Annotated in this window: 11 protein-coding genes, 1 tRNA gene and 1 pseudogene; 8 read left to right on the top strand and 5 right to left on the bottom strand. The window is 48.3% G+C overall.

The window, feature by feature from the left end:
- Positions 1–14 precede the first annotated feature (14 nt).
- From idnR to idnD, 4 genes are all read right to left on the bottom strand, one after another.
- Entirely contained in the window at positions 15–1,013 is a 999-nt protein-coding gene (gene idnR / locus LCS67_RS19470) for a DNA-binding transcriptional regulator IdnR (protein WP_001244064.1), read from the bottom strand.
- Positions 1,014–1,076: 63 nt separating this feature from the next.
- Complete coding sequence (gene idnT, locus LCS67_RS19465) at positions 1,077–2,396, bottom strand: gnt-II system L-idonate transporter (RefSeq protein WP_001128356.1); 1,320 nt, start codon at positions 2,394–2,396, stop codon at positions 1,077–1,079.
- A gap of 61 nt (positions 2,397–2,457) precedes the next feature.
- The gene (idnO, locus tag LCS67_RS19460; RefSeq protein ID WP_000998688.1) at positions 2,458–3,222 is read right to left on the bottom strand and encodes a gluconate 5-dehydrogenase; all 765 of its coding nucleotides are present in this window, start codon (positions 3,220–3,222) and stop codon (positions 2,458–2,460) included.
- Between the two features lie 24 nt (positions 3,223–3,246).
- Positions 3,247–4,278 carry an L-idonate 5-dehydrogenase gene (gene idnD, locus LCS67_RS19455; RefSeq protein WP_000453343.1) on the bottom strand — a complete coding sequence of 344 codons (1,032 nt, stop codon included), beginning with the start codon at positions 4,276–4,278 and terminating at the stop codon, positions 3,247–3,249.
- A 216-nt stretch (positions 4,279–4,494) separates the two neighbouring features.
- Between idnD and idnK the strand changes: the two genes are divergently transcribed.
- The gene (idnK, locus tag LCS67_RS19450) at positions 4,495–5,025 is read left to right on the top strand and encodes a gluconokinase (protein ID WP_000896758.1); all 531 of its coding nucleotides are present in this window, start codon (positions 4,495–4,497) and stop codon (positions 5,023–5,025) included.
- Positions 5,026–5,052: 27 nt separating this feature from the next.
- On the opposite strand, the gene ahr is transcribed toward idnK, so the two are convergent.
- Entirely contained in the window at positions 5,053–6,072 is a 1,020-nt protein-coding gene (gene ahr, locus LCS67_RS19445) for an NADPH-dependent aldehyde reductase Ahr (protein ID WP_000152563.1), read from the bottom strand.
- Positions 6,073–6,294: 222 nt separating this feature from the next.
- Here ahr and LCS67_RS19440 point away from each other — a divergent pair.
- From LCS67_RS19440 to LCS67_RS19405, 7 genes and pseudogenes are all read left to right on the top strand, one after another.
- A tRNA-Leu gene (locus LCS67_RS19440) sits at positions 6,295–6,379 on the top strand.
- 477 nt (positions 6,380–6,856) lie between these two features.
- Complete coding sequence (locus tag LCS67_RS19430; protein ID WP_031233173.1) at positions 6,857–7,081, top strand: CopG family ribbon-helix-helix protein; 225 nt, start codon at positions 6,857–6,859, stop codon at positions 7,079–7,081.
- A gap of 108 nt (positions 7,082–7,189) precedes the next feature.
- Entirely contained in the window at positions 7,190–7,429 is a 240-nt protein-coding gene (locus tag LCS67_RS19425; RefSeq protein ID WP_000016244.1) for a type II toxin-antitoxin system CcdA family antitoxin, read from the top strand.
- 2 nt (positions 7,430–7,431) lie between these two features.
- The gene (locus tag LCS67_RS19420) at positions 7,432–7,740 is read left to right on the top strand and encodes a CcdB family protein (protein WP_001199743.1); all 309 of its coding nucleotides are present in this window, start codon (positions 7,432–7,434) and stop codon (positions 7,738–7,740) included.
- Positions 7,741–8,174: 434 nt separating this feature from the next.
- A pseudogene (locus tag LCS67_RS19415) lies at positions 8,175–8,476 on the top strand (Arm DNA-binding domain-containing protein); the annotation flags it as partial.
- Positions 8,477–8,837: 361 nt separating this feature from the next.
- Positions 8,838–12,353, top strand: a complete 3,516-nt coding sequence (locus tag LCS67_RS19410) for an AAA domain-containing protein (RefSeq protein ID WP_000342547.1) — start codon at positions 8,838–8,840, stop codon at positions 12,351–12,353.
- Positions 12,354–12,493: 140 nt separating this feature from the next.
- Entirely contained in the window at positions 12,494–12,796 is a 303-nt protein-coding gene (locus LCS67_RS19405) for a hypothetical protein (RefSeq protein WP_024146607.1), read from the top strand.
- Position 12,797 lies beyond the last annotated feature (1 nt).

The following is a 12,797-nucleotide window of genomic DNA, read 5'->3' as shown; positions in this document are numbered from 1 at the left end:
AGTAGTTCAAAAATTTATAATGTGTTGCCGTGATAAATCTGATAACCCAAATCAATCGTATTATGGTTGAGATCGTTATTTTTAATTTTGTTGAGCAACATCTGCGCGGCTCTGCGCCCGATCTCAAAACGAGGGGTAATTACGCTGGCGAGGCTCGGTATCATTTGCCTGCCCATCTCCAGACCGTGGAAGCCGGCGATGGAGATCTGCTCCGGTACGGCCAGTTGACGCTCGCGGCACCACAGTAGAGCGCCCATTGCGATATCGTCATTTGTACAAAAGACGCCATCCACGTCCGGGTGCGCAGTAAGCGCATCACGCATTAGCTGTATCCCCAGATGGATAGAGGAGATAGCGCGGGGATTGATGCGCAACGGCGCCAGCCCCCGGCGCGTCATCGCATCGCAGTAGCCGTGATAACGCTGCTCATCTCGGATATCGTCTTTTGAACCCAGATAGAGGATTTTTCGCCGCTGGCGTTTATCCAGCATGGTGCTGACCATATCAAAGGCGGCCTGACGGTTATCAAACCCCACCTCCATATCTAAGCGATCGCCCTGGATATCCATGAGTTCTACAATCGGAAGGGTAGCTGAGCGCAGGAATTTGACGGTTCTGAGGGTATGATATTTTTCTGAAAGAATAATGCCGTCGATATTGTAAGACAGTAAATTGATAACGGACTCTTCTTCCGAATCGCGATTGTAATTGTAATTCGCAATGAGAGTTTGGTAGTTATGACCCGACGTTACGGATTCAATCCCGGCAAGAATGTCGGCAAACAACTGGTTCTGAAAAGAGGGGATCAGCACGCCCAGAGTGTAACTTTGTGCGTTTAACAGCATAGCTGGCGCGCGATTTGGTATGTAGTTAATTTCCTCCATGATCTGCGCAATACGCTCGCCGGTTTCCCTGGCGACTTTTTTCGGCGAGCGGATGTAACGGCTCACCGTCATTTTTGTCACGCCTGCAAGCGTAGCGATATCCTGCAAAGAAATTCTGTGATTCCTCATGTTTTCTCCAGTACCGGGGGCGGGAACGTCGCCCCCATGGTTAATTGGGCTGCGGATGATGAATTAATGCAGAACCGCATTCAGCGCCAGTACGCCCAGCAACCCCATGACAGAAATCAATGTTTCCATAACGGTCCAGGTGCGTAGGGTTTCCCCGACGCTAAGATTAAAATACCCTTTAAACAGCCAAAAACCGGGATCGTTAACATGTGATGCAATAACGCTTCCCGCGCCTGTCGCCAGTACCATTAACGCCGGATCGGCGTGGGTTACGTTAATAATCGGCAATACGACGCCCGCTGTGGTTATCGCGGCCACGGTCGCGGAACCTAACGCAATACGCAGCACGGCGGCTACCGTCCAGCACATTAATAACGGAGATAGCGAGGTGCCAGTCATTAATTGCGAGATATATTGACCCACGCCGCTATCCACCAGCACTTGCTTAAACGCGCCGCCGCCCGCGATGATAAAAACAATCATCGCAATAGCGCCAATGGACTCGCCGACGATATCCATCACCTGCTCAACCGTACGTCCATTGCGTCGGCCCAGCGTAAAAATGGCGATGATAATGGCAATAAACAACGCCACTGCTGGATTACCAATAAATTCGAAGAAAACCCGCACGGCATTCGTTTTTGGCAGCGTGATTTCACATACCGCTGCGATGGCCATCAGAATGACCGGGATCACGGCGGCAAAAATACTGTTCCAGAATGACGGCATCTCTTCTTCACTGAATAGGTGAGGATTAAATAATCCTTCAGGCGGCGCTTTTTCAAATCGCGCCAGTAATTTTGAAAACAGAGGGCCGGCAACAATCACTGTCGGTATGGTAATGATTAACCCATACAGCAGGGTCGTACCGAGATTTGCCTCAAAAATTGTCGCAATAGCGGTAGGGCCGGGATGCGGCGGCAGGAAGCAGTGCGTAACGGATAAGGCGGCGACCATTGGAACCCCGACATACAGCAAGGGCAGCCCCGATGAGGCCACAATCGTAAAAACGAGCGGCAACAGCAGTACGAATCCGACTTCAAAAAACATTGCCAGGCCGACGATAAGCCCGGTGATCACCAGCGCCCATTGCACGCGTTTTTTGCCGAACGTATTAATGAGCGTCGTCGCAATGCGCTGCGCTGCGCCGGTATCGGAAATTAATCTTCCCAGCATCGCGCCAAAACCGAGGATCATGGCGAGTCCGCCCAGAGTACCGCCAATTCCGTTTTGTATGGAGTGCAGGACGTCTTGCGCGCCCATTCCTTCGGCAAATCCCACCACGGCGGCAACCAGAACAAGGGCGATAAAGCCGTTAACTTTAAAGCCAATCATTAAGACCAACAGCAGCGCAACGCCTGCCGCAATAATTATTAATGGCATATTCGTCTCTCTTATTAGCGCCAAAATAGCAGCGCTTACGCGCTGCATCGTATTTCCCTGGTCAGACGGCAACCAGCATACCGCCATCGACAAACAGCAGATGTCCGTTAACAAAGTCGGAGGCTTTTGACGAGAGAAACACCGCTGCGCCAATAAGCTCCTGGGGATCGCCCCAGCGTGCGGCAGGCGTACGTTTGCATAGCCAGGAGGTGAAGGCTTCATCTTCAACCAGCGCTTTGGTCATCTCCGTTTTGAAGTATCCCGGCGCAATACCGTTGACCTGGATATTATGACGCGCCAGCTCCACGCACATGCCGCGAGTCAGCATCTTCACGGCACCCTTCGACGCGGCGTATGGCGTAATCGTGTCGCGGCCCAGCTCGCTTTGCATCGAACAGATGTTGATCACTTTTCCTGCCTGACGCGCCACCATACGGCGCGTAACGGCCTGAGAGACGAGAAAAACCGCGGTCTGATTTACGGCGATGACGTCATTCCACTCCTGCTCGGGAAACTCAGTAAACGGATGACGGCGCTGGATACCGGCGTTATTTATCAGGACGTCAATGACGCCGATATCTTTTTCGATATGTTCAACCGCAGCCTCAATATCCTGTTTATGGGTGACATTAAAGGGAGCGGCAATAGCCTTTATCCCTTCCTGCTGAAGTTTCGTCACGGCTGTTTCGGCGCGCTCCGGGGTAATATCGTTAACAATAATGCGCGCGCCATAGCGACCAAGACCGGTCGCCAGCAAATAACCAATTCCCTGAGCGGCTCCGGTGATAAGGATATTTTTACCTGCCAGTGAAAAAAGATCGTTCATGATAGTGTCCCTTATTTTACTTTCTCAGAAAACGAGCTGAACTTTTGCCGCCTGTGTTTTGTCTCCGGCAAAGATCAGCGCCGCTTCCAGGTCGGTAAATGGATATTCCGCGCTCAGTAACGGCAGCGGATTGATAACGCGGTTGGCAAGCCAGGAAACCGCAGTATTAAATTCGGTAGTAAAGCGGAAAGAGCCTTTCAGGGAGATCTCTTTGCTTATTAGCATCATCATCGGGAAGTTGGGGACTGCGCCGCCCATGCCAACCTGCACCATCACGCCTTTGGCCCGTGTGACTTCCAGACACGTTGAGATAGAGGAAGGATGCCCAGAGACTTCAAAACTGATATCGAAATACCCTTTTTCTGCTTTCCAGTCATCGAGAGAATCATGCTGTGGGTTCACCAGCGTATCCGCGCCCATCTGCCGGGCCAGCGAGAGAGAACGGGTACTGATATCGGCACATACCACTTCCGCCGCGCCCAGCGTTTTTACCGCGCTAACAATCAGGCAGCCGATAGGGCCAACGCCGGAGATAAAGACGCGTTTGCCTTGCAGATCGCCCGCCTCATGAGCCGCATGAATGGCAACCGCCAGCGGTTCGGCAAAGGCCATGGCTTTTTCGTCTGCCTGTTCCGGCCAGGGAATACACTGAACGGTATCGACAGCTTTAAATCGGGTAAAACCGCCATCGACATGCGGAAAATACATGGCGCTGCCAAAGAAACGTATTTCAGTACAGTGGTTTTCTTCATGCTGCAGACAGTATTTGCAATGACCGCAAGGCTTCGATGGATTAATCGCTACCGGTTGTCCTTCACGTAATAAATCTGAGTCGCTATGAACGATTTTGCCAATCACTTCATGACCTAAAATCATTGGCGCTTTTACTGTAAAATTGCCGACTTTGCCTTCCTGATAATAATGTAAGTCAGACCCACAAATGCCGCCTCGGGTAATTTGTACGAGTGTTCCTTTATTATTCCATTCAATATTTTGTTCCGTAACGGCAACAGCACGCTTACCCGCAACAACGCAGGATTGAGTTTTTACTTCCATAAATTCCTCACTGGTCAGGTAGTTACCCTGAACGCATTTAAGCGGTTTTATTTGTCATTATTTGTGACTTATGTCACGCTGGAAAATTGTTACACTACAATGTTACGCATAACGTGATGTGCCTTAGAGTTCTTCTCTATGGAAATTAAAAAACGTGAAATTGTCGAACGTAGAGGCGTAATATTGTGGAGTGGAATATGACTCAGAGGTATTTAAATGGCCGGGGAAAGCTATATTTTAATGGGTGTTTCAGGTAGTGGTAAGTCTTTAATAGGCAGCAAGATTGCAACATTATTTTCTGCGAAGTTTATTGACGGCGATGATCTCCATCCGGCGAAAAACATTGATAAAATGTCTCAGGGAATACCGTTAACTGATGAAGACCGTTTACCCTGGCTGGAACGATTAAATGACGCTTCATACAGTCTTTATAAAAAAAATGAGACGGGATTTATTGTCTGCTCGTCATTAAAAAAACAGTACCGCGATATTTTACGTAAGAGCAGCCCTAACGTACATTTCCTGTGGCTGGATGGCGATTACGCTACCATTCTGCAGCGAATGCAGCGTCGTGCCGGGCATTTTATGCCGCCAGACCTGCTGCAAAGTCAGTTTGACGCGCTGGAGCGACCCTGTGCCGATGAACATGATATTGCGCGTATCGATGTTAATCATGACATCGAGCACGTGACGGAGCAGTGCCGACAGGCTGTACAGGCTTTTCGTCAGGCACTCAGCGCTTCCTGATCATTGTCAAAGCGCTGAGTCAGGCGGTCAGAAGTCAGCTTTTAGCACTACACGATAGCGGGCTTTGCCGTCGCGAACGTGCTGGATAGCCTCGTTGATTTGTGACATTGCGAACAGTTCCGTGGTGGGCGCGACTTTGCTGCGTCCGGCGAATTTCATCAGTTTGCGAAGTTCATATGGCGTTCCGGTTGCCGAGCCTGAGATACTGCGATCGCCGGCAATTAATGTAAACGCCGGTACGGGCAGCGGCTTCAATACGGCCCCAACGGTATGGAAGTTGCCGCCATACGTCAGCGCTTCGAAGTAGGGCTGCCAGTCGAGATCGACGTTGACCGTGTTAATAATGAGATCGAACTGGCCCGCCAGTGCTTTTAACGCTTCCGGATCGCGGCTGTTCACCACGTTATTGGCCCCCATCGCCAGCACTTCCTGCTCTTTCGATGGATTTGAGCTGAACGCGGTGACTTCGCAGCCCATTGCATGTAACAGCTTTATGGCGATATGCCCAAGCCCGCCAATACCGATGACGCCAACGCGGCTGGTAGCAGTAATATGGTGCATCAGTAGCGGTTTAAAGACCGTAATGCCGCCACATAACAGCGGGCCTGCGGACGCCATATCTATATTCTCCGGAAGAGGAATTACCCACTGCCAGCCCGCGCGAAGCTTCTCGGCAAAACCGCCACGATTGAGGATAGTGGGCACTGCGCCTTCCTGGCAGTTAATTTGATTGCCGCTGATACAGGCATCGCAGTGTCCGCAGCTGCGCGCCGTCCAGCCGATTCCAACGCGCTGGCCGACTTTTAGCCCCTTATCCTGTGCCGCGCTGCCGAGTGCGGCCACCCGACCAATGACCTCATGTCCGGCAACCAGAGGGTATTGAGAGAACCCCCATTCATTGTCGATCATTGACAGATCGGAATGGCAGATCCCGCAGTAGTCGACCCGTACCTCGACATCTTCCGGTTGGAGTTCTCCCGCGTCATATTCATAGAGTTCGAGCTCGCCGCCCGCCTCTTTGGCGGCGTAGCTTTTTATTATCGTCATTGTGTTTCCCTTAATGTGGTGTTGAACTGAAAAGTGTAGAGCATGGAGGCAAGGGACGCCCGGCGTTAATCTGCTGGAGAAGGCGGGAAGTAGCCTGATTATTCTATTTAATACTCAACGCTGCTGAAATTTTCAGCACTTAGCGATACAGGTGTATGCTCGTGCTTGCATGGCGGCGTATGACAGGTATAATCCACAACGTTTTCCGCATACCTCTTCAGTGCCGAAGTGGCGAAATCGGTAGACGCAGTTGATTCAAAATCAACCGTAGAAATACGTGCCGGTTCGAGTCCGGCCTTCGGCACCATCGGAACATCAATAGACGTCAACGGACGTCTTTTTTTGTGCCTGAAATCCCCGTCATACAAGGCTTTCCGCGATTTTTCCTTCAACTGAAGTCAATCTAACTCAACCCACATCAACAAGCTTGTGAGTATACTAATGAGTATATTTTCCGATTCTATATTGCTTGTATACTCACGAGATACCAATCGAAGGAGGTCCATCATGACCTAACGGATACTAAAGTTCGTTCTGCGAAACCTGAGGATAAAGAGTATTCACTTGTTGACGGTGACGGCATGTTCCTTACTTGTAAAACCTAAATAGCTGCGCCAAATAGTAGATCACTTTGAGGGAACTCAGCCCGGATTGTGCGATCTGATCAATCGCCAAAAATCACGAATCACCAACCGGACTGAGCGATGCCGATCATAGCACCAATTCCCCGTGACGAACGACGCCTGATGTAGAAAGCTATCCATAATCTTCCGCTAAACAGACCATCAGCGCTCAGATTCCAGTTGAGTTGGCTCTTGCCGTTGAGAATCTGGCTGTAGAGCTGGATCGTTCAAAGAGCTGGGTCATAAAGGAAGCATTACTCTCCATGCTGGCTGAAAGAGAGCGACGTCACCAGAGCATCCAGGCCGGTCTTGCCGATGTGGATGCCGGTCGTGTGGTGAGTCATTCGGACATGGTGGATTTCGCTAACCGTTTAAAGGAAACCTGACAGGCAAAGATATTGCTATCCGAGATAGTCGCCTCTCATTGCCATTTGCTTAAATACTCCCCATACTAGATACATGTGTTTATTACACGTGTAATTTCAGGAGGCTCTATGTCGGGTATGAGTGTACGACATAAAAAAACAGTCAGTGTCACGCTGGAACCTGCATTGCTTCAGCAAGCCCGTGATGCAGGTATTAATCTGTCTGCGGTGCTTACCGCCGCGCTGAAAGAGGAAATCAGTGCCACAGGCGTTGAACGCTGGAAAGCAGAAAATAGAGCGGGTTTGCAGGAGCTCAATCGTATTACTGATGAGCACGGCCTTTTATCGGACGATTACAGGACGTTTTAATCATGCAATACATGGTTTATCGCAATAAAGGAAACAGCAAGGCTTATCCTTATTTACTTGATGTGCAAAGCGATATTATTGATGAACTGCATACTCGCATGGTTATCCCATTGTTTCCTGTGAGCAGGTTGGTAAATAACCCAGTTAAGCGCCTCACGCCCACTCTGAATGTGGAAGGTAATGACTATCTGGTGATGACTCACGAAATGGCGAGTATCAGGCTTTCGCAGATTGGTGATGAGGTGATGGACGTTCGTTCTCACAGGCAAACCATCAAAAATGCTCTCGATTTTATCTTTGACGGGTTCTGAATGGCTTGTAGGTCAAATGGAGAGTTGTTCACCGTTCTGGAGGGGACTTGACGCGCTTGAACCTGTGGAAGAAGATGAGGCGTGATTTTAAGTTAACTGCGTTTTCAGAGAATCACGCATGAGTATACATGTGAGTATATATAGCGGTTCTCTTGTTTTGTAATCTTATTTACTTCAATGGGTTACGTCGAGGATCGCGGTCCGGCCTTCGCACCAAGTGATGCAATAATTAGCTGCCTAATGGTGGCTTTTTTTGTGTCCATTTCTGTCCAGATTCGTCCATATCTGTCTGTAATTCAAAGATAATTTATTTTTCGCTAATAACCATATTTATTTTATGGCCTTTACGTGTTGGTCATTTTTCATCCATTGACATCCACGCGATCTGGGGGCAAAAAGGGGCAAATCCGGTTCGATAGAGGAGTGACCCCCAAATGGTGCTTACAGATCTCGCAATCCGGCATGCCAGCCGCCTGGCAAGGCATACAGGCTCTTTGACTGCCACGGTCTTTACATTCAGGTGAACCCCAGCGGATCCAAGCTGTGGTATCTGAAATTTCGCTTTGGAAACAAAAAGAACCGTATGGCATTAGGCCCTTATCCGCTCATTTCTCTTGTACTGGCAAGGGAGAAGCAAGCGGATTTAAGTCTGGAACGTGTCAACGCTATTCAGGACGGGTCAGGCATTAATCCGGCGGAAAAACGCAGAGAGGACAAGCGGGGTGGAGAGCCCCTTTATACGTTCGAGTCCGTGGCGCGCGAATGGGGCGCCAGTAACATAATCTGGTCGGCGGAACATTCAACAGCGTTATTTTCTGAGCTTACAGGTTCCAATATTGCACTGAACGCTATCTAGTCGGGCTCACGGGCTTCTGGAACGTGCTACGTAACCGGTAATCCTCTTCTGGTTCAGTTATAACGCTTTTATGTGACATGCAGCATGATATGGTCGTTTTCTGAACTCCGTATAACCTGAGTATTTTTATCGAAGCGTGAACAAAACATTGCAGCCAGCCTTTCAACGTGGACAATAGTTATCCATACGGTGATTTTATATTCGATAAATCAATGGGTTTCATTGAAACATAGGACTGGTAATGGATGACAATGCTTTAGGGTTTGCCTCATACTGGCGCAATTCGCTGGCAGATGCTGAGTCAGGAAAGGGCAGTTTTGAACGCAAAGATGCCAAAAATTTCACTCACTGGCATGGGATAGCGGCGGGACGTCTTGACGAAACGATCGTCGGTAAATTTTTTGAGGGAGAAAAAGACGACGTCGAAACAGTCGATGTCATCTTGCGGCCAAAGGTTTATTTCCGGTTACTGCAGCGTGGAAAGGACCATTCCGCTGGTGCGCCTGATATTGTTACCCCGATAGTGACGCCAGCCCTGTTGAGCCGTGAAGGTTTTTTATATCCGACGCCAGCGACCTCCATTCCCAGAGACCTGCTTGAACCTTTGCCAAAAGGGGCATTTTCAATTGGTGAGATTGGGCAGTATGATAAATATAAAACGACACATACCTCATTCTCTATCGACTTTGATGACGGTGTTGATAAGACCGCCGAAACGGATGAAGAACGAGAAGCACGATATGCAGCCTGGCAGCAGGATTGGCGTCAATATCTGGATGATTCAGAGAGGCTACTGAAGAACGTTGTCGGCGACTGGATTAAAAATCCCGAGCAATATGAACTCGCTGAGCACGGTTATATTGTTAAAACGGCGCAATCTGGCGGCGCCAGTTTCCATATCCTTTCGCTTTATGATCACCTGCTTATTTGCAAAAAGGATGTGCCGCTCTTCAATCGCTTCGCCTCGCGAGAGGTTCATGCTGCAGAGTCATTACTTCCTCCGGAAGCAAAATTCAGCGACAGACTTGGACACTCCGGGGATAAGTTTCCGCTGGCAAAGGCTCAGCGCGATGCCTTAAGCCATTTTCTGGATGCGAGGCATGGCGATATCCTTGCCGTTAATGGTCCCCCGGGAACCGGAAAAACCACGCTGGTGCTTTCTATCATCGCCACGCAGTGGGCCCGAGCGGCTCTCGAAAAAGCGGAACCTCCGGTTATTATCGCGACTTCAACGAATAACCAGGCTGTAACGAACATTATCGAGGCGTTCGGGAAAGATTTTTCCCAGGGCACTGGTGCAATGGCCGGACGATGGTTGCCAGAGCTGAAAAGCTTCGGCGCTTATTTTCCCTCAAGCACTCGTAAAGCCGAGGCCGCCAAAAAATATCAAACTGAAGATTTCTTCAACCAGGTTGAGTCAAAAGAGTATGTAGAGGATGCACTGCTGTTTTATCTGGAGAAAGCTAAGGCAGCCTTTCCTGAAAAAGAGTGTTCATCCCCTGAAAAGGTTATTGAACTCCTGCATGGTCAGTTGGCAGCAAAATCCGAACAACTGGTAAGGCTGAACACAACATGGCAAACGTTAAGCCAGGTTCGGGCAGCGCGTGAGCTTATTGCTAACGACATTAAGCAATATCTCGATAATTTAAATAAATTATTTGTCGGGCAAGAACAAAAAGTCACTCTACTAAAAAGTGCTAAAGCGGAATGGAAAAAATATCGGGCCAGTGAATCACTGATCTATCCATTATTTTCATGGCTACCAGCGGTTCGCAGTAAGCGGCAGTACCAAATACAACTGTTTCTCGAAGATAAATTAGGTGCGCTGATTGCGAGGAATCAATGGTCGGATCCTGAAACTATCGAACGTAATATCGATAGGTTACTTAATTCCGCCGAGCGCGAGCAAACAACCTACCGGCAGCAGATTGACTCCGCGCATGAAATCGTTCTTAAAGAACAGCAGGCGGCTCAGGAATGGCAGAGGCTGGCACTTGATTTAGGGTATGAGGGGGGCGAGGAACTGAGCTTCTCACAGGCAGATGAGCTGGCTGATACGCAGATTCGCTTCCCTGCATTCTTACTGGCGACCCACTACTGGGAAGGTCGTTGGTTGATGGATATGGCCAGCATTGATGATCTGCAGAAAGAAAAGGGCAAGAAAGGTGCTAAAGGAGTAGCCGCTCGCTGGCAACGCCGAATGAAACTTACCCCATGCGTGGTCATGACCTGTTATATGCTGCCCGGCAATATGCAGATAAGTGAACACAAAGGACAACGTAAATTCGAGAAAAGTTATTTATATGATTTTGCCGATTTACTCATTGTCGATGAAGCCGGGCAGGTGCTTCCTGAAGTGGCTGCTGCTTCGTTTGCTCTGGCTAAAAAGGCATTAGTGATTGGTGATACGGAACAGATCCCGCCAATATGGAGTATTACTCCCGCTATTGATATAGGTAACATGCTGGCGGATAAAATTCTGTCAGGCAGTACGCAAGAAGAGATTACTGAGAAATATACGGCAATCGCAGAGCTTGGTAAAAGCGCCGCATCTGGCAGCGTCATGAAAATAGCGCAGTGTGCTTCACGCTATCAATATGATCCCGAACTGGCACGTGGCATGTACTTATATGAACACCGCCGGTGCTTCGATAATATTATTGGATACTGCAATACGCTTTGCTATCACGGTAAGTTGTTGCCTAAAAGAGGATGTGAAGAGAGCAATTTAATGCCCGCAATGGGTTATCTCCATATTGATGGTAAAGGAGAGCTGGCAAGTAGCGGAAGCCGATATAATTTGCTGGAGGCTGAAACGATAGCGGCCTGGCTGACAGATAACCAGCAAAGTATTGAAGCGCATTACGGAAAATCGCTTCATGAAGTTGTCGGTATCGTGACGCCTTTTAGTGCGCAGGTATCGACCATCAAACAGACGCTGGATAAACAAGGCATCAGCGCAGGCGCGAATGAAAAGTCGCTTACAGTAGGCACCGTGCATTCTCTTCAGGGGGCGGAAAGAGCGATTGTTATATTCTCGCCAGTCTATTCAAAGCATGAAGACGGCACGTTTATTGATAGCGATAACAGCATGCTGAACGTTGCTGTCTCCCGAGCTAAGGACAGTTTCCTTGTCTTCGGCGATATGGACCTGTTTGAGATCCAGCCAGCCTCATCTCCGCGGGGATTACTGGCAAAATATCTCTTTGAGTCAGAGAAAAATGCACTCTTTTTTGACTATAAAGAGCGTGAGGATTTAAAAACTTCCGAGACCAAAATCTACACACTCCATGGTGTGGAGCAGCATGATAATTTCCTGAATCAGACGTTTGAAAATACCGGTAAACACATCACGATAGTCTCTCCATGGCTGACCTGGCAAAAGCTGGAGCAAACCGGTTTTCTTGATTCCATGATTGCGGCGTGTTCACGTGGTATTAACGTCACGGTAGTCACTGACAGAAGCTACAACACTGAACATAATGATTTTGAGAAGCGAAAAGAGAAGCAGCAGAACCTCAAAGCGGCGCTGGAGAAACTGAACGCCCTTGGTATTGCGACAAAACTGGTCAATCGTGTTCATAGCAAAATTGTTATTGGTGATGATGGTTTGCTGTGCGTGGGATCATTCAACTGGTTTAGTGCGACACGTGAAGCGCGATATGAACGATACGATACATCGATGGTTTATTGCGGTGATAACCTGAAGGGCGAGATTGAGGCAATTTATAATAGCCTTGAGAGGCGTCAGGTTTAGACAAATTCTTTTATTAAGCCATCTTTTTTCGGATGGCTATTTTTATACTGATTATCGTTGATGTAATATATTCAATATTGAAAGAATATAATGAGTTATGGTATATTCTGTGGACTGTTATTATAAATATGAGTATTATAATGAAATTGCTAAACACTTACGAAGATAAAGATGAAGCAGAGGATGCATTAACAAAAATCTCGGGTGAGAAAAGGCTTGCTAGTGAAAGAGATAGTACGGAAACCATTTATAATCTTTTTGGTCAAGCAACGTGGAGTAATTTTTATAAATTAGAAATGTTCTCTCTCCCGGAGTTGCAAAAACTACTTGAGCTGCGAAAGGCTGGCCAGCCTATAGATCAATCCAGGCATGCTGAAATAATGAACACACTGAATCATGTATCACGAGCTTTCGATTTAGAAGTTCCTGCACATTGGTTGTGAT

The sequence above is a fragment of the Salmonella sp. A7 genome, assembly GCF_020181675.1.
GTDB classification, from domain to species: domain Bacteria; phylum Pseudomonadota; class Gammaproteobacteria; order Enterobacterales; family Enterobacteriaceae; genus Salmonella; species Salmonella enterica.
Note: the sequence above shows the minus strand (reverse complement) of the source record. Positions and strands in the feature narration are given on the sequence as shown.

Excerpts from the sequence above, each read along its gene's own strand:
- LCS67_RS19425 (WP_000016244.1), top strand. The coding sequence starts at position 7,190 with ATGTCGGGTATGAGTGTACGACATAAAAAAACAGTCAGTGTCACGCTG.
- LCS67_RS19405 (WP_024146607.1), top strand. The coding sequence starts at position 12,494 with ATGAAATTGCTAAACACTTACGAAGATAAAGATGAAGCAGAGGATGCA.
- idnO (WP_000998688.1), bottom strand. The coding sequence starts at position 3,222 with ATGAACGATCTTTTTTCACTGGCAGGTAAAAATATCCTTATCACCGGA.
- LCS67_RS19410 (WP_000342547.1), top strand. The coding sequence starts at position 8,838 with ATGGATGACAATGCTTTAGGGTTTGCCTCATACTGGCGCAATTCGCTG.
- ahr (WP_000152563.1), bottom strand. The coding sequence starts at position 6,072 with ATGACGATAATAAAAAGCTACGCCGCCAAAGAGGCGGGCGGCGAGCTC.
- idnT (WP_001128356.1), bottom strand. The coding sequence starts at position 2,396 with ATGCCATTAATAATTATTGCGGCAGGCGTTGCGCTGCTGTTGGTCTTA.
- idnR (WP_001244064.1), bottom strand. The coding sequence starts at position 1,013 with ATGAGGAATCACAGAATTTCTTTGCAGGATATCGCTACGCTTGCAGGC.
- LCS67_RS19420 (WP_001199743.1), top strand. The coding sequence starts at position 7,432 with ATGCAATACATGGTTTATCGCAATAAAGGAAACAGCAAGGCTTATCCT.
- idnK (WP_000896758.1), top strand. The coding sequence starts at position 4,495 with ATGGCCGGGGAAAGCTATATTTTAATGGGTGTTTCAGGTAGTGGTAAG.
- idnD (WP_000453343.1), bottom strand. The coding sequence starts at position 4,278 with ATGGAAGTAAAAACTCAATCCTGCGTTGTTGCGGGTAAGCGTGCTGTT.